Below are 15,550 nucleotides of genomic sequence, written 5' to 3'. Positions count from 1 at the left end.
ACTCGTCTGCGCGCCGGGGGTCAGTCCTGGGTCGCGACTCCGCGGCGCAGCATCGCCTGCGCGGCTCGGGCCCGCGGGATCACCCAGACGGCGCTCCACAGCGCCAGGCCCGTCCAGAGCGCGAGCAGGATCGCGGTGAGCACCGGCGGCTGCTGGTCCCGCATCGACCAGGTGATCCCGCCCCAGGACACGGCGAGCACGATCTTGCCCCAGCCGGCGATCTGCTTGTCGGCCTCCGCCTGCACGAGCGGCACCCACGTCGAGGTCGGGACGCCAGCGGGCACCTCGTCCTCGGCGACCCACCGCTGGACCGCGACGACCCGCTCGTACCCGCCCCCGAGGCGCCACGACCGCAGCGTCAGCCACACGCCGATCGCTGCGCCGACGGCCCCGACCGGGAGCGCGACACCGACGAGGACACCGGTGGTCGCACCGGCCCACGGGGACACGACGAGCATCACCAGCACGACGGCGAAGGCCGCGCCGGCCGCGCCGGCACCGACCAGCCGCATCCGGCCGGCCTCGTCGATCAGTCCGACGCCGCGCATGCCGTGCAGGCTACCGCGCGCGGACAAGAGGCTCGTGGCAGTGCCGCCACGAGCCTCCCGTCCGTCGCCTGCTCCGCACTGCGCGCGGTTGGTGGGTGCCGTGCTGTGCCGCGCGGACTCCGCACCGTGCGCCGTTGCTGCGCCGACCGGACTCCGCACCGTGCGCCGTTGCATGCTGGTGCGCCGTTGCGTGCCCGGTGCCGGGTCGTGACGACGCACGGAGCCGACAACCACGCACCGGCCACGAAGTGCGCACCGTGCGCCGCTGCTGCGGCGTGCGGACTCTGCACCGTGCGCCGTTGCTGCGCCGAGAGGGAACCCGCACCGTGCGCCGTTGCATGCTGGTGCGCCGTTGCATGCCTGGTGCGGGGTCGTGACGACGCACGGAGCCGACAACCACGCACCGGCCACGAAGCGCGCACCGAGCGCCGTTGCTGCGCCGAGCGGAACCCGCACCGTGCGCCGTTGCACGCTAGTGCGCCGTTGCATGCCTGGTGCGGGGTCGTGACGACGCACCAGGCCATCAACCACGCACCGGGCACGAAGCGCGCACCGTGCGCCCCTCGCACCGCACCGCACCACGAAGCGCGCACGGTGCACCTCCCCCGCTCCCGCACCGTGCGCGATCAGCCGATCGACAGCGCCGTCCAGCTCACCGGCGGCAGCTCGATCGTGACGGTGTCGCCCTCGCGGCGAGCCGACTCGTTCGTCCGCAGCCCGACGCGCGCCGTGTTGGACAGGTCGTTGACGGCGTGCAGGTCGTCGTCCCAGACCCCCTCGGCATGGACGTCCCCGGAGACGCCGAGCCCGGACAGGTCGATCGTCACCGTGGTGCTCTCCGACGGGTGCCGGTTGACGAGGAACACGGCTGCCGTGCCGTCCGCGACCGTCGCCGCGGAGTCGACCACGGGGACCTGCCCGTACGTGCCACCGTCGACCGTGTCACCCGAGGCGATGACCTGCAGCGAGGTGCCGTGCGCCAGGCGCGAGGTCAGGGAGAACGGGAAGAACGTCGTCTGGCGCCAGGCCTCACCGCCCGACTCGGTCATGATCGGCCCGATCACGTTCACGAGCTGCGCGATGGAGGCCGAGGCGACCCGGTCCGCGTGCCGCAGCAGCGAGATGAGCAGCCCGCCGACCACGACGGCGTCCGCGACGGTGTAGACGTCCTCGAGCAACCGCGGCGCGACCGGCCACTCGTCGAGCGTGAACTCCTTCTGCATCTCGTTCCACTTCGAGATCGACCACACGTTCCACTCGTCGAAGGAGATGTCGATGCGCTTGTCGGACTTCTTGTGCGCCTGCACGTGGTCCGCCGCCGTGGTGACGGTGTCGATGAAGCGGTCCATGTTCACGCCGGAGGCAAGGAAGGTGGCGAGGTCGTCACCCTCCTCGTAGTAGGCGTGCGCGGAGATGTAGTCGACGTCCTCGTAGGCGTGCTCGAGGACGGTGCGCTCCCACTCGCCGAAGGTCGGCATCGACGCACCGGAGGACCCGCAGATGACGAGTTCGAGGTCGGGCTGGATCTGCCGCATGCCCTTCGCCGTCATGGCCGCGAGCTTGCCGTAGTCGTCGGCGTTCTTGTGACCGAGCTGCCACGGCCCGTCCATCTCGTTGCCGAGGCACCACATCGTGACGCCGAACGGTTCCTCGCGGCCGTTGCGCTTGCGTTCCTCGGACCTGGCGGTGCCGCCAGGGATGTTCGCGTACTCGAGCAGCTCGATCGCCGCCTCCGTGCCACGGGTGCCGAGGTTGACGGCGAGCATCAGCTCGGAGCCGACCGAGTCGAGCCACTGCTGGAACTCGTGCAGGCCCACCTCGTTCGTCTCGGTGGAGTGCCAGGCGAGGTCGAGTCGGCGGGGGCGCTGGTCGACGGGGCCGACGCCGTCCTCCCACTTGTAGCCGGAGACGAAGTTGCCGCCGGGGTAGCGGATCGTGGTGACGCCGAGCTCCTTGACGAGCTCGATGACGTCCTTCCGGAAGCCGTGCTCGTCGGCGCTTTCGTGCGTGGGCTCGTGGATGCCGTCGTAGACGTGCCGTCCGAGGTGCTCGACGAACCCGCCGAACAGACGCCGGCGCACCGGTCCGACGGCGAAGGCGGCATCGAGGACGAGGTGTGTGCGGGGCATGGATCTCCTTCGATCAGCGTGCGGCAGGTGGACGGGCGGCCGAACCACGAAGTGAGCGCTCACCCGAGGACAACGCTACCGGTGTCCACCTGCCGATGGAAGGGGTGGCGCATCCGCGGAGCCGGGGCTAATGTGAGCGCTCACGGAGCACCTGCCCTGGTGTTCCGAGCCCGGCCCATCCCGATGGAGTGATGCCATGCCGATCCGACCCCTCCCGACCGTCCCACCGAGCCGGGGGACCGCCTTCACCCGGCGGAGCCTCCTCGCCGCCGGAGCGGCGGCAGCGACCGTGCTCCCCCTCGCCGCCTGCTCCAGCCCCCTCGCCGCGGGCCTCGCCGGCAGTGCGCTGAACCCCGACACCCTGGTGTTCTGGAACCTCTTCGGCGGCGGTGACGGCCTCCGCATGCAGGAGATGGAGGCCGGCTACGCCAAGCAACACGGCGGCTCGAGTTCCCTGCAGGCGACGACGTTCGCCTGGGGCAACCCGTACTACTCCAAGCTCACACTGGCCACCGTCGGGAACAAGCCGCCGGACGTCGCGATCTCACACCTGACCCGCGCGAAGCCCCTGTGGGACGGCGACCTGCTCGAACCGATCAGCGCCGACGACCTCGCCGGCGTCGGCCTGAGCGCGAGCGACTTCAACCAGAAGGCGTGGACCGCGCAGAAGACCGACGGCAAGAACATCTGTGTGCCGCTCGACACCCACCCCTTCGTGCTGTTCTACAACGTCGACGTCTGCCAGAAGGCCGGACTCATCGACAGCGACGGCACACTCAAGGACCTGACCGGCATCGACGCGTTCGAGAGCGCTCTCGCCGCCGTCGCGAAGGTCACCGGCGGAACGGCACTCAACGTCGCGAACGTCAGCGAGACCGCGACACCGTGGCGGTTCTTCTGGACGATGTACAACCAGATCAACGGGGTGACGCCCTTCATCAGCGACGGCGGCGGGAAGCTCACCGTCGACATGGACGCGTACACGAAGGTGACCGACATGACCCAGAAGTGGGTCAAGAACGGGTGGCTCAACAAGGGCCTCGACTACGCCACCGCGCAGACGCTCATGTTCACCGGCAAGGCGGGCTTCTTCATGCAGGGCGAGTGGGAGATCAGCACGGCACAGTCGATCAAGGGGCTGAAGTTCGGCATGGCGCCGGTGCCACAGCTCTTCGACAAGCCGGCCGCGCAGGCCGACTCGCACACGTTCATCCTGCCGCGGAAGAACCGCACGCCGGACGAGAAGCACGCCGCGATGCTCTTCATCAAGCAGATGCTGCAGCAGAGCCTCATCTGGGCCCAGGGCGGTCACGTGCCGGCGTACCTGCCGACCTTCGACAGCACCGCGTACAAGAAGCTCGAGCCGCAGTCGGACTACGCCTCGGCCGCGCAGCACGCGGTGTTCGACGACGCCGCCTGGTACGGCGGTTCCGGCTCGACGTTCGAGAACACCGTCGGTGCGCAGCTCGCCCTCGTGCAGCAGGGCAGCATCTCCCCCGCCGGAGCGATGGACGCCATCAGGTCCCAGCTCTCGCCGTACCTCAACACCCCGAGCCCGCTCTGAGCGGCGACGCGAACACCTGCGCGAAAGGCACGACGACGTGACCGCAGCACCAGTCCTCACCCGTCCCACGGATGCGACCACCGCTCCGCGACGACTCAGCACCTACCGGACCAGCCTGACCCGCGGCCAGGGCCGCAGCGGCTGGCTCTTCCTCGCCCCCTTCGGCCTGTTCTACCTGGCCTTCCTGCTCGGCCCGACGGTCTGGATGATCGTCACGAGCTTCTTCAACACCTCCACCGTCCGCACCGGGCTCGGCAGCTTCGCCGGGCTCGCGAACTACGCGGAGATGCTCGGTCGCGCGGACTTCTGGTCCTCGCTCTGGCACACGCTGCAGTTCACGCTGTACACGACGCCGCCGCTCGTCATCCTGGCGTTCGTGTTCGCGGTGCTGACGAACCGCATGAACCGCGGTCAGTGGTTCTTCCGTCTGGCGTTCTTCCTGCCGTTCATCCTGCCCTCGGCGACGATCTCGCTCATCTGGGTGTTCATCTTCACGCCGAGCACGGGCCTGTTCGCCAGCGTGCAGTCGTTCCTCGGGATGACCCCGGGCGCCGGCGTCCTGGCGAGTCCGAACACCGCGATGATCGGCGTCGCCCTCGCCACGGTGTGGTGGACGCTCGGCTTCAACTTCGTGCTCTATCTGGCGGGCCTGCAGGAGATCCCGCGCGAGCTGTACGAGGCGGCGGCGGTCGACGGTGCCTCGAACTGGCAGCAGATCAAGTCGATCACGCTGCCGCTGCTCGGTCGCACCACGACCCTGGTGATCCTGCTGCAGATCATCGCGTCCCTGAAGATCTTCGACCAGGTGTACCTGATGACGAACGGCGGTCCGGGCATCTCGACCCAGGTCTCACTGCAGCTCATCACCGGCGTCGGGTTCACCGACAACCGCCTCGGCGCGGCATCGGCTGCGTCGGTGCTCCTGTTCATCGTGATCGTCGCGATCGCGGTCATCCGGCAGCTCGTCGAGCGCGCTGCCGCCAAGCGAGAGGTCGGTGCCTGAGATGACCGCCACCGAGAGCATCACCACCGACCGCCGGAAGCTCCGCACCGGCGTGTCCTCGGCAGCCCCCACCAGCGCGGCGAAGATCGGCGTCAGCGGGAAGGGCTTCACGATCGCGTCCGGCATCGTCCTGACGGTGTTCGCGATCATCTGGCTCATCCCGAGCCTGTTCGCGCTCAAGACCTCGCTGTCCGACAACGGCGTCGCCGCCCTCGGCGCGAACGCGATCCTGTCCAACTGGAACCCGACGCTGCACTCCTACGCGTCGCTGTTCCAGGCCGGCGACATCTGGAACTGGTACCTGGCGAGCGGCATCACGAGCGTCGTCACGGCACTGCTGACGGTGCTGTTCGCCTCGATGGCCGCGTTCGCGCTCAGCCGGCTCGTGTTCCGCGGCCGCAACCTGGCGTTCCTGCTCATCATCCTCGGGATCATGATCCCGACGCAGGTGCTGATCATCCCGATCTTCCAGGAGCTCAACGCCGTCAACCTGCTGAACACCTACTGGTCGGTCATCTTCCCGCAGGTGCCCGCGGTGATCGCCGTGTTCATCTTCAAGCAGTTCTTCGACGGCATCCCGAAGGAGCTCGAGGAGGCGGCGCGCATCGACGGCGCCAGCATCTGGAAGGTCTACTGGTCGGTCATCCTGCCGCTGTCGCGTCCGGTGATCGCGGCGGTGACGATCCTGACCTTCGTCGGGGTCTGGAACAACCTGCTGCTGCCGCTGTTCGTCCTGTCGAACCCCGACCTGATGACCATCCCGGTCGGTCTGGCGACGGTCCAGGGCAGCTTCGGACAGCGGTACGCCGACATCCAGGCCGGAGCGATCCTCGCTGCGCTGCCGCTGATCATCCTCTACCTGATCTTCCAGCGGCAGATCGTGGAGGGCGTCACCGGGTCCGGCCTCAAGGGCTGACGCCGACGCGCAGACTGGAGGCCCGGTGCCAGCTGGCACCGGGCCTCCAGTCCGTCACGGTGCGGATCAGGCGGGCACAGGCTCCCGCGCTTCGCGCTTCCAGAACCCGGAGAAGGTGATCCGGGACTTCGGCAAGCCGGCGCGGTGCAGGTGGCGACGCCCCTCGGTGGCGAGCGTGGACTCGCCCACGACGAAGGCGTACGCGTGCTCGTCGGACGGCACGTGCCGCCGGAGCTCCTCGAGCGCGGCCGCTCCGGGGACGGCGCGCGGGTCGTCACGGACGAGCCAGGTCACACGGACGCCGGCCGGTGCGTCGAGTTCCCGGACGTCTGCGGCGACGGGGACCTCTTGGATGATGCGGCCCACCGCGTCGCGCGGCAGTGACGCGGCGATGCCGACGACGCCGGGCAGTCCGGTCTCCTCGGCGACCACGAGCACCTCGCTCGCGTCCTCCGGGCAGTCGAAGATGCAGCCCTGGTCGAGCAGCGCGAGGCGCTGGCCGGGCTGCGCGGAACACGCCCACACGGCCGCACGACCCTCGAGCGAGCCGTCCGCCGCGGTGTGCACGACGAAGTCGACGTCGAGCTCGGCCGGAGTCGTCGCGGTCGCCGGACGGAACGCGGCGACGGTGTAGTTCGCACAGTGCGGGCGGATCGCCTCCGGAACGGCGAGGTAGGTCGGCCACCACTTCCGGCCGTCGAGCTCGGGCATCCGGAAGACGTCCTGGTCCGGACGCTGGGTGAACAGGCGGAACCAGTGGTCGAAGCCGAGGTACCCGAAGTCGTCGAGATCGTCGCCGGTGACCGTGACGCGGTGCATCGACGGCGTCACGCGCTCGGTCCGGAGCACCTGGGCGTGGAAGAGCCGGGGATCCGAGGGCAGGAGCCGCGGGTTCTTCGCCATGAGGCAAGGCTACCCTAAGCTGGTCCGCGTGCCAGCCCCCGATCCCGTCCTGACCGAGGCCGTCCCGAGCTCCCCGCGCGTCGGTGCCGGTGCTGCCGGTGCCGGCGCTGCCGGCGCTGCCGGCGCTGCCGGGGCGCATCGTCTGGCCCTGCGACGGCGCTCCGCGGTCGTCGGCGGCATGCTCCTGGTCCTCGTGATCGCCGCCGTGGCGAGCCTGCTGCTCGGCAGCAACCGGATCAGCGTCGACCACGTCCTCGCCGGCCTCACGCACACCGGTTCGAGCACCGACGACGCCATCGTGTGGGGCTCGAGGGTGCCGCGGACCGCGATCGGTGCCGCGGTCGGTGCGGCGCTCGGGATCGCCGGGCTGCTCATGCAGGGACACACCAGGAACCCGCTCGCCGACCCCGGCCTGTTCGGGGTCTCCGCCGGCGCCGGCCTGGCCATCGTCGTCGCCGCGTCCGTCTTCGGCGTCACGAGCTCCGGCGCCACGGTGTGGTTCGCGCTCGCCGGAGCCGTCGTGGCGAGCGTCGTCGTGTTCTCCGTGACGATCGCGGGCAGCGGGACCGCGAGCCCCGTCCCCCTCGCCCTCGCCGGGGCCGCGGTCTCGGCACTGCTCGGCGCACTGACCTCGTTCCTGGTGCTCACCGACCAGGACTCCCTCGACGCGTACCGGCTCTGGGTCGTCGGGTCGCTCTCCGGGCGCCAGCTCGACGTGCTGCAGGCGGTGTGGCCGTTCCTCGTCGCCGGACTCCTGCTCGCGGTGCTGAACGTGCGTGCCCTCGACGCCCTCGGCCTCGGCGCCGACCTGGCGAAGGGGCTCGGCGAGAACGTGCTCGTGGCGCGGCTCGTCGGCCTCGGCGGGATCACGCTGCTCGCCGCCGGGGCCACCGCCGCCGCCGGCCCGATCGGCTTCGTCGGGCTGACCGTGCCGCACGTCGCCCGCGCACTCGTCGGGACCGGACACCGATGGGCGCTGCCGGCGTCCGCACTGCTCGGTGCCGCCCTCGTGCTCGTCGCCGACGTCATCGGGCGGCTCGTCGGCGGCTTCGCCGAGGTCGAGGTCGGCATCGTGCTCGCCGTCCTCGGCGGCCCGGTGTTCGTCGCGGTCGCCCGCCGTCGATCGCTGGTGTCGCTGTGACGGCCGGGCAGGCCGGTGCCGGCACGGTCCGCGCGGCGGCGATCGACTCCGCCGCGGACGGCACGACCGCGCTCCGCCGCGGTGTCCGAATCGGTCCCGTCGGTCTCGCCTGGCGCCCACGGGTGTTCTGGCTGACGGTCGCCACCCTCGTCGTCGCGCTGCTGCTGGTGGTGCTCGGCGTGGCGATCGGGTCGACGTGGATCGCCCCGGCGACGGTCGTCCGCTCCCTGCTCGGCCTCGGATCCGGCCCGGATGCGTTCATCATCACCACCCTGCGGCTCCCGCGCGTGCTCACCGGCGCCCTGGTGGGCCTGACCCTGGCGGTCGCCGGAGCCCTCACCCAGACCTTCACGCGGAACCCGCTCGGGACGCCGGACATCATCGGCGTGACCTCGGGCGCGAGCGTCGGGGCGGTCGCCGCGGTGGTGATCGGGGGCGGGTCGTACGCCGTCGGTGCCGTCGTCCTCGGCAGCGGGATCCCGGTCGCAGCGACCATCGGCGCACTCGTCGCGGCGACCGTCGTGTACGGGCTCGGGTGGCGCGGCGGCGTCCAGAGCCACCGCCTCGTCCTGGTCGGCATCGGGGTGAGCGCGACGCTCGACGCGGTCACGAGCTACCTGCTCGTCCGGGCGCAGATCACCCAGGCCGCCGCGGCGTCACAGTGGCTCGTGGGCAGTCTGTCGAGCACCTCGTGGACGAGCGTCTGGCCGCTGCTCGTCGTCGCGGCCGTCACCGTCCCGATCGCCCTGGCGACCAGTGCCGCACTCGGCATCGGGCAGCTCGGCGACGAGGTCGCGGTCGGCGTCGGACTGGCGCTCCAGCGGCACCGGCTGCTCGTGATCGCCCTGGCGGTCGTCCTCACCGCCGCTGCCGTCGCCGCCGCCGGGCCCGTGGGCTTCGTCGCCTTCGTCGTGCCGCAGATCGCGCTGCGGCTGGCGGGGACGAACCGTCCGCCGCTGCTGCTGTCGGCAGGGCTCGGCGCGGTGCTCGTCCTGGCGGCGGACCTGCTCGCACGCTCGGCCTTCCCGTGGCAGGTGCCGGTCGGCATCGTCACGACCGTGATCGGCGCGCCGTACCTGATCTGGCTGCTCATCCGCCACCGCAAGGAGATGTCCCGATGACGACACCGCACGGCACCGCCCCGATGGCAACACCGGCCGGCACCGGCCCGACGACGACACGGCACGGCGACACCCCGACCACGCCGCACCGCGACGCTCTGATCACGACCCCCGTCCTCGAGGCCCGTTCCCTGTCCGTCGGCCACGACCGGCACGCCGTGCTCACCGGCCTCGACCTCGGCATCGAGCGCGGCACCGTGACGACGATCGTCGGCGCGAACGGCTGCGGGAAGTCGACGCTCCTCAAGGCCTTCGGCCGGGTGCTCAAGCCGATGGCCGGCGAGGTGCTCCTCGACGGCGTCCCGATCCGCCGCGAGCCGAACCGCGCGGTCGCCCGGAAGCTCGCGATCCTGCCGCAGTCCCCCGTGGCGCCGTCCGGCACGAGTGTGCTCGACCTCGTGATGCGCGGGCGGAACCCGCACCAGTCGTGGGCCCGTCCGTGGACGGCCGAGGACGCCGACGTGGCCGAGCAGGCGATCGCCGCGACCGGGCTCTCCGCCGTGGCGCACCGTGACGTCGCGAGCCTGTCGGGCGGACAGCGGCAACGGGCGTGGATCGCCCTGGTCCTGGCGCAGCGGGCGGACACCCTGCTGCTCGACGAACCGACGACGTACCTCGACCTCGCGCACCAGCTCGAGGTGCTCCGCCTCGTCCGCCGGATCAACCGCGACCAGGGGTCGACCGTCGTGATGGTCCTGCACGACCTGACCCTCGCCGCCCGGTACTCCGACCGTCTGGTCGTGCTCCACGACGGCGGCGTGCTCGCCGACGGCACTCCCGACCAGGTCCTCACGCCGGACGTGCTCGCGACGGCGTTCGGGCTGCACGCGCGGGTCGTCCCCGATCCGGTCACCGGCGCGCCGATGGTCGTTCCCGAGGCGGACGAGCACCTGCCCGCGAGTCCGGACTCGCGCGGGACGCAAGGTTAGGTTAGCCTCTCCTAATGTGAAGCTCCGAACCGTTCTCCTCTCCGCCGTCGCCGCGTCCGCCCTGCTCCTGGCCGGGTGCTCCTCCACCGGCGCGGACTCCTCCGGCTCCGACAGCAGCGCGTCCGCGGGCACCGGTGCCTGGTCCTACAAGGACGCCACCGGCAAGGTCGTCAAGGTCGACCACCGGCCGAAGCGTGTGGTGGTCCTCAACGACCTGGCGATCTCGTTCATCCAGTACGGGCTCCACCCGGTCGGCACGTTCGGGCAGCTCACGATGGCCGACGACGCCCGCTTCAAGGGACTCGACACCGACGGCATCACGCAGCTCGGCAAGGCCTACGGCGACATCGACCTCGAGCAGCTCGCGGCGCTGAAGCCCGACCTCGTCGTCACCTCGGTCTACCCGACCGACGAGAAGGGCACCCTCGACGCGACGGCCCCGGGCTACGGGTTCAAGGACATGACCCAGCAGAAGCAGGTCGAGGCGATCGCGCCGGTCGCCGAGGTCGAATGGGGCGGCAAGGGCCAGGACGTCATCGAGCACGTCAGCGACCTCGCGGAGTCCCTCGGCGCGAAGGAGTCGCGTATCGACGCCGCCGAGAAGCGGTTCGACACCGCGAAGGACGAGCTCACGAAGGCAGCGAAGGAGTCCGACCTGCGCGTCGTCTCGATGTACGCCGACGGCGACGGCGCGTACGTCACCCGTCCGAGCGACGAGCCGACGCTGCAGATGTACCGCTCGTTCGGGGTCGACCTGGTCGACCCGAAGCCGAAGGGCTTCTACTGGGGCATCTACAGCTGGGAGAACGCGGGCCAGATCAGCGGCGACGTGATCCTGCTGTCACAGCAGGGCTACCAGGTCGCCGACCTCGAGAAGCAGCCGACGTTCGCCGACAACCCCGCCCTGACGGCCGGACAGGTGCACAGCTGGACGTTCCCGGCACTCGACTACGCGTCGCAGGCGCAGTACATGCACGACCTGGCCGGGTGGCTCACCGAGAGCAAGAAGCTGTCCTAGTCGATCGGCAGGAGCGGCGCCCAGAACGCGTCAGGGCCGTCGGCGACGACCGCGTCCGCCTCGAAGCGGAACCCGTACTCGCGCACGAACTCGGCGGCACCCGCGACCTCGTCCTGCGCGTCGTCCTGGTCCGACTCGAACAGGTAGACGCCGTGCCCCATGGCGACCCCGCTGTCGCTGATGACGGAGAGGTCCCAGCGCCCCGGCTCGGCACGTTCGATGCGGACGACGGCGGCCTGCGCCTCGGTGAAGTCAGCCATGCCCGGAGCCTACGGGGCGCGGGGCGTCGTGTTCCCAGACGGAGCGTCGCGCAGCCGCACCGCCACGAGTCGCCGCGAACACCGGTAGGAACGAGGCATGACCGACGGCGCGTGGACCGAGGACGTGCTCGGTGCGCCGTGGGAGCAGCGCACGCTCCCGCTCGGCGAGGACGGCGAGGGACCGGTCGTCGCCACCCTCGTGCGCCGACGCCGCTCGGCCGCGGACCTGCTCCGTCCGCGCGGACCGCTGCACGGTGTCGACGTGCTCTATGTGCACGGGTGGTCGGACTACTTCTTCCAGACCGAGCTCGCCGAACGCATCGAACGGCTCGGCGCGCGCTTCCACGCGCTCGACCTCCGGAAGTACGGCAGGAGCCTGCGTCCCCACCAGACGCCGGGGCACGTCGACGACCTGCGGACCTACGACGAGGACATCGCCGCGGCCCTCGACGTCATCGGGTCCGAGCACCGCGGCGAGCGCCGGCTCGTGCCGATGGGGCACTCGACGGGCGGCCTCACCCTGTCGCTCTGGGCCGCACGACACCAGCACCTGGTGGCCGGGCTCGTCCTCAACAGTCCGTGGCTCGAGTTCCAGGCGGACGCCACGGTGCGGACGCTCCTCGCCCCGCTCGTCAGACTCGGCGCGCGACGCAACCCGCTCGCGCCGATGCCCGCCGTGGATCCGGGCTTCTACACGCGCACGGTGTCGGCGACGAGCGGCGGGTCCTGGACGTACGACCAGCGATGGCGTCCGGAGCGCGGCTTCCCGCTGCACCCCGGGTGGCTCGACGCCGTGTTCCAGGGACAGCGCACGGTCGAACAGGGGCTCGGACTCGAGGTCCCGGCGCTGGTGATGCTCAGCGACAAGAGCATGCTCCAGCCGCGGTGGGACGACGGCATGGCGCACGCCGACGTCGCGCTCAACGTCGACGTCGTCGCACGCCGGGCGCTGTCCCTCGGCGAGGAGGTCACCGTGCGGCGGCTCCGCGGGGCGCTGCACGACGTGGTGCTGTCCGCCGAGCCGGTCCGGGAGCGGGCGTACGACGCGATCGCGCGCTGGGCGGCGACGCTCGGCTGACGGTCGGCGCTCCCGCGGGCCTCCGGGCGAGAGCGGGCGCTGTACACGACGGCGACAGTTGCGCCGGCGTCCGACCGCGCACTCGTCGTCAGCGCGCGCACGAGTTGGGCAGCAGCGCGCCGGGTCAGCCGAGCGCTGCGACGGCCTGCTTCGTCGCCGCGGCGACGAGCGCGTCGTCGGCGGTCGCGCCGGAGCGGTCCGTCGCCGTCATCACCACGACGATCACCGGCGCACGCCCAGCCGGGTAGACGGCGGCGATGTCGTTCCGGACGCCGTACTCCCCCGTGCCGGTCTTGTCGGCGACCGGCCACGCGCTGTCGACCCCTGCCCGGACGGTCGCGGCACCGGTGGTGTTGTCGAGCATCGTGTCGCGGAGGAACGTCCGGTCGGTGGCGCCGAGTGTCGAGCCGAGGATCACCGACCGCAGGTCCGATGCGAACTGTGCCGGCGTCGTGGTGTCGCGCTCGTCGCCCGGGGTCGCCTGGTTGAGGTCGGGCTCGGTACGGTCGACGTTCGTCACCCGGTCACCGATCCCGCGGAGCCACTGCTCGACCGCGGCCGGACCGCCGACCCGTTCGACGAGCAGGTTCGCCGCGGTGTTGTCGCTGAACCGCATGGCGGCGTCGATCAGCTCGCGGACGGTCATGCCGGTGGCGACGAAGCGGCTCGTCACCGGGGCGTACGCGAGCAGGTCGCTCCGGTCGTAGTGCACCACGGTGTCGAGGTCGGCGTCCGAGTCGTGCGCGAGCACGGCCGCCGCGATGAACGTCTTGTTCGTCGACGCGAACGGGAAGCGCTCGTCCTGCCGGTACGTCACCCGGTGCCCGGAGCCGGTGTCGATCGCGGTGACCCCGAGCCGGGCGTCGTGCTCCCGCTCGAGCGCTGCGAACGCCTGGTTCGACGACGCCCCGTCCTCGGCGGATGCTGCGGCGGTCGGGGACGTCGTCGCCCGGTGGTCGTCCCCGGACGTCGCGTCGCACCCTGCGAGGGCGACGGCGGCGACGAGGAGCACAGCGGCGAACGACAGCCCCGACGGTGAGCGCATGGCCCCAGCTTGCCCGATCGGCCCCTCAGCCGCTGGTCGGCCGGGCGAACAGGTTCACGACGTTGCCGTCCGGGTCCCTGAGGAGCGCCGAGCGGTTGCCCCACGGCATCGTGGTCGGTGGCAGCACGACGTCGTCGTGCCCGAGTGCCGCGAACGCCGCGTCGACGTCGGCCACCTCGAACTCCACGACGACGCTGCGGTTGGTGCCGGCGATCGGGGCAGCGGCGCCGAGCATCGCGACCGTCGCGGGAGTCGCCAGCGCCAGGGTGAGCCCGCCGGTGGTGATCTCGGCGAACACCGGAGCCGGGCGGTTCGCCGTCGTCCCCGTGACACGCTCGTAGAACGCCGTCATCTGGTCGAGCTGCTCGGTGACGATGCGGATGGATGTGAACTGCACGGTGCCCTCTCTCGTCGGCCAGGGTGACCGACGGACCGAGCATCCGACAGGCTCGCGACACCGTCCTGTCGGTGTTTCAGCGAACCGGATCGCGCAACACCGGACGGAGGACGCCGTGCGGGATGTCGAGCTCCGCAACGGACACGACCCGCGCCGGAGCCCGCTCGCCGGTCTCCTCGACGCCGAGCACCCGGTCGCCGCGGAACACCCGCACGGCGTCGCGGAGCCGGCACCAGGCCACCAGGTACCAGTCCTCGCCCTTGCCGATGTACCCGAGCGGCTCGACGAGGCGCACCGACTCGCTCCCCTGCGCGTCGCGGTACGTCATCCGCAGGACGAGTCCGTCGGCGAGCGCGCGGGCGAGCCCGGTCGGCGGCTCCGCGCGGTCACCCGACTCGAGCAGGTGCACACGGCTCGCCAGCCGTGCGGTCCGCCGTGCGTCGTCCTCGGCGAGGACCGCCGTCACCTTCCGTGCGGCGCTCGCTGCAGCGTCGCGGAACGGGCTCCCCGCCAGTGCTCCCAGCCCGATCGACACCGCGAGTGCCTCGTCGACCGTCAGGCCGAGCGGTGGCAGCGTCGCGCGCGCGTCGATCGTGTAGCCGCCGGTGCGGCCGGCATCGGCCCAGATCGGCACGCCGGCCTCCTGCAGGGCACGGAGGTCGCGCTCGACGGTCCTCGTGCTCACGCCGAACTGCTCCGCGAGGCGTGCCGCGCTCCGTCTGCCGGGCGCCACGGCCCGGAGCTCCTCGACCAGCGCGTACAGGCGGTCGGTGCGGTTCACACCAGGACCCTACGGCAGCCGGCGTACTAGCCTCCTCGCATGCACTCGTCCCCCGGTGTCGACGCCGGCATCCGGGCGCTGTCCGCGGCCCTCGTCGCCGCGGTCCCGGCCAGCGCCGTCGCCCTGCGGGGCTCCCGAGCGGCGGGCACCGCGGACGAGTACAGCGACGTCGACCTCGACTGGCAGGTGGGCGCGTCCGGCTCCTGGGCACTCGAGACGCTCCCGTCCGCGCTCCACACGGTCGGCGCGGTCGAGTCCCTGCGGCTCGACCCGGACGACGACAGGGGCCGACGCCTGGTCTTCGTCCGGTTCACCGCGTGGTCGGTGTTCCACCGAGTCGACCTCGAGGTCCACGGCGACTTCCGCCCCGCACCACCGTCGTGGGACCTGCCGTGGTCGGCGGCCGAGAGCGCGCTCATGAACGCCGTCGCCGCCGTCAAGGCTGCCCGCCGTGGACGCGGCGACGTCGACGGACTGCTCACCCGTGGCGCGGCGCGCATCGGGGAGACCGCACCGGTCGGTTCCGTCACGGAGCGGGTGAGCGCCCTCGTCACGGCGGCGGTGCGCGCCGAGCCAGCGCAACGGTTGCTCGGCGATCGGGTGCTGGCGCTGCTCCGGTGACCACGGCCGGACTGGAGGCTCGTGACGGCGCCGTCACGAGCCTCCAGTCCGGCGGTCGGTCACCCCCAGACCGGGTGCCCGGGGGCAACCCTGAGC

16 protein-coding genes are annotated in these 15,550 nt (G+C 71.5%); 9 read left to right on the top strand and 7 right to left on the bottom strand.

Going from position 1 to position 15,550, the window contains the following annotated elements:
• Positions 1 to 20: 20 nt before the first annotated feature.
• Together FS641_RS09180 and FS641_RS09175 are read right to left on the bottom strand one after the other, a co-directional pair.
• Positions 21 to 548 carry a hypothetical protein gene (locus FS641_RS09180; RefSeq protein ID WP_144763054.1) on the bottom strand — a complete coding sequence of 176 codons (528 nt, stop codon included), beginning with the start codon at positions 546 to 548 and terminating at the stop codon, positions 21 to 23.
• A 626-nt stretch (positions 549 to 1,174) separates the two neighbouring features.
• Positions 1,175 to 2,677: an alpha-N-arabinofuranosidase gene (locus FS641_RS09175; protein WP_144763052.1), complete on the bottom strand. Its 1,503-nt coding sequence runs from the start codon at positions 2,675 to 2,677 to the stop codon at positions 1,175 to 1,177.
• Between the two features lie 196 nt (positions 2,678 to 2,873).
• Here FS641_RS09175 and FS641_RS09170 point away from each other — a divergent pair, with 196 nt between their 5' ends.
• The 3 genes from FS641_RS09170 to FS641_RS09160 are packed head-to-tail and all read left to right on the top strand — an operon-like array spanning position 2,874 to position 6,160.
• On the top strand, positions 2,874 to 4,241 hold the full coding sequence (locus FS641_RS09170) for an extracellular solute-binding protein (protein ID WP_144763050.1): 1,368 nt from the start codon (positions 2,874 to 2,876) through the stop codon (positions 4,239 to 4,241).
• Positions 4,242 to 4,278: 37 nt separating this feature from the next.
• Positions 4,279 to 5,244, top strand: a complete 966-nt coding sequence (locus tag FS641_RS09165) for a carbohydrate ABC transporter permease (RefSeq protein WP_144763048.1) — start codon at positions 4,279 to 4,281, stop codon at positions 5,242 to 5,244.
• A 1-nt stretch (position 5,245) separates the two neighbouring features.
• Positions 5,246 to 6,160 (top strand): carbohydrate ABC transporter permease, encoded by a 915-nt coding sequence (locus FS641_RS09160; protein ID WP_144763045.1) that lies wholly within the window; start codon positions 5,246 to 5,248, stop codon positions 6,158 to 6,160.
• 66 nt (positions 6,161 to 6,226) lie between these two features.
• Here the strand turns inward: FS641_RS09160 and FS641_RS09155 are convergent, their stop codons facing one another.
• The gene (locus FS641_RS09155) at positions 6,227 to 7,063 is read right to left on the bottom strand and encodes a siderophore-interacting protein (RefSeq protein WP_144763043.1); all 837 of its coding nucleotides are present in this window, start codon (positions 7,061 to 7,063) and stop codon (positions 6,227 to 6,229) included.
• 28 nt (positions 7,064 to 7,091) lie between these two features.
• On the opposite strand from FS641_RS09155, the gene FS641_RS09150 reads away from it, so the two are divergent.
• From FS641_RS09150 to FS641_RS09135, 4 genes are read left to right on the top strand one after another with little or no spacing between them, the layout of a single operon-like run.
• Entirely contained in the window at positions 7,092 to 8,204 is a 1,113-nt protein-coding gene (locus tag FS641_RS09150) for an iron ABC transporter permease (protein ID WP_260855759.1), read from the top strand.
• Positions 8,201 to 9,325, top strand: coding sequence for an iron chelate uptake ABC transporter family permease subunit (locus FS641_RS09145; protein WP_144763039.1), 1,125 nt, complete (start codon positions 8,201 to 8,203; stop codon positions 9,323 to 9,325). The genes FS641_RS09150 and FS641_RS09145 overlap by 4 nt, the downstream gene beginning before the upstream one ends.
• Complete coding sequence (locus FS641_RS09140) at positions 9,322 to 10,254, top strand: ABC transporter ATP-binding protein (protein WP_260855758.1); 933 nt, start codon at positions 9,322 to 9,324, stop codon at positions 10,252 to 10,254. The genes FS641_RS09145 and FS641_RS09140 overlap by 4 nt, the downstream gene beginning before the upstream one ends.
• A 16-nt stretch (positions 10,255 to 10,270) precedes the next feature.
• Positions 10,271 to 11,272, top strand: coding sequence for an ABC transporter substrate-binding protein (locus FS641_RS09135; RefSeq protein ID WP_144763037.1), 1,002 nt, complete (start codon positions 10,271 to 10,273; stop codon positions 11,270 to 11,272).
• Here FS641_RS09135 and FS641_RS09130 read toward each other — a convergent pair.
• Entirely contained in the window at positions 11,269 to 11,532 is a 264-nt protein-coding gene (locus FS641_RS09130; RefSeq protein WP_144763035.1) for a hypothetical protein, read from the bottom strand. The genes FS641_RS09135 and FS641_RS09130 overlap by 4 nt on opposite strands.
• 97 nt (positions 11,533 to 11,629) lie before the next feature.
• Between FS641_RS09130 and FS641_RS09125 the strand changes: the two genes are divergently transcribed.
• Entirely contained in the window at positions 11,630 to 12,610 is a 981-nt protein-coding gene (locus FS641_RS09125) for an alpha/beta hydrolase (protein WP_144763033.1), read from the top strand.
• Between the two features lie 124 nt (positions 12,611 to 12,734).
• Here the strand turns inward: FS641_RS09125 and bla are convergent, their stop codons facing one another.
• The 3 genes from bla to FS641_RS09110 form a co-directional block, all read right to left on the bottom strand.
• Positions 12,735 to 13,655 (bottom strand): class A beta-lactamase, encoded by a 921-nt coding sequence (gene bla / locus FS641_RS09120; RefSeq protein WP_144763031.1) that lies wholly within the window; start codon positions 13,653 to 13,655, stop codon positions 12,735 to 12,737.
• Between the two features lie 25 nt (positions 13,656 to 13,680).
• Positions 13,681 to 14,052: a VOC family protein gene (locus FS641_RS09115; RefSeq protein WP_144763029.1), complete on the bottom strand. Its 372-nt coding sequence runs from the start codon at positions 14,050 to 14,052 to the stop codon at positions 13,681 to 13,683.
• 76 nt (positions 14,053 to 14,128) lie between these two features.
• Complete coding sequence (locus FS641_RS09110) at positions 14,129 to 14,833, bottom strand: YafY family protein (RefSeq protein WP_144763027.1); 705 nt, start codon at positions 14,831 to 14,833, stop codon at positions 14,129 to 14,131.
• Between the two features lie 39 nt (positions 14,834 to 14,872).
• Here FS641_RS09110 and FS641_RS09105 point away from each other — a divergent pair, with 39 nt between their 5' ends.
• Positions 14,873 to 15,454, top strand: a complete 582-nt coding sequence (locus FS641_RS09105) for a hypothetical protein (protein WP_144763025.1) — start codon at positions 14,873 to 14,875, stop codon at positions 15,452 to 15,454.
• Positions 15,455 to 15,550: the final 96 nt, after the last annotated feature.

The organism is Curtobacterium sp. 9128 (assembly GCF_007673775.1).
Classification (GTDB): domain Bacteria; phylum Actinomycetota; class Actinomycetes; order Actinomycetales; family Microbacteriaceae; genus Curtobacterium.
Note: the sequence above shows the minus strand (reverse complement) of the source record. Positions and strands in the feature narration are given on the sequence as shown.

What these genes read in the sequence shown, in the direction of transcription:
- FS641_RS09180 (WP_144763054.1), bottom strand. Translation starts at nt 548, where the DNA reads ATGCGCGGCGTCGGACTGATCGACGAGGCCGGCCGGATGCGGCTGGTC.
- FS641_RS09175 (WP_144763052.1), bottom strand. Translation starts at nt 2,677, where the DNA reads ATGCCCCGCACACACCTCGTCCTCGATGCCGCCTTCGCCGTCGGACCG.
- FS641_RS09170 (WP_144763050.1), top strand. Translation starts at nt 2,874, where the DNA reads ATGCCGATCCGACCCCTCCCGACCGTCCCACCGAGCCGGGGGACCGCC.
- FS641_RS09160 (WP_144763045.1), top strand. Translation starts at nt 5,246, where the DNA reads ATGACCGCCACCGAGAGCATCACCACCGACCGCCGGAAGCTCCGCACC.
- FS641_RS09155 (WP_144763043.1), bottom strand. Translation starts at nt 7,063, where the DNA reads ATGGCGAAGAACCCGCGGCTCCTGCCCTCGGATCCCCGGCTCTTCCAC.
- FS641_RS09140 (WP_260855758.1), top strand. Translation starts at nt 9,322, where the DNA reads ATGACGACACCGCACGGCACCGCCCCGATGGCAACACCGGCCGGCACC.
- FS641_RS09130 (WP_144763035.1), bottom strand. Translation starts at nt 11,532, where the DNA reads ATGGCTGACTTCACCGAGGCGCAGGCCGCCGTCGTCCGCATCGAACGT.
- FS641_RS09125 (WP_144763033.1), top strand. Translation starts at nt 11,630, where the DNA reads ATGACCGACGGCGCGTGGACCGAGGACGTGCTCGGTGCGCCGTGGGAG.
- bla (WP_144763031.1), bottom strand. Translation starts at nt 13,655, where the DNA reads ATGCGCTCACCGTCGGGGCTGTCGTTCGCCGCTGTGCTCCTCGTCGCC.
- FS641_RS09105 (WP_144763025.1), top strand. Translation starts at nt 14,873, where the DNA reads ATGCACTCGTCCCCCGGTGTCGACGCCGGCATCCGGGCGCTGTCCGCG.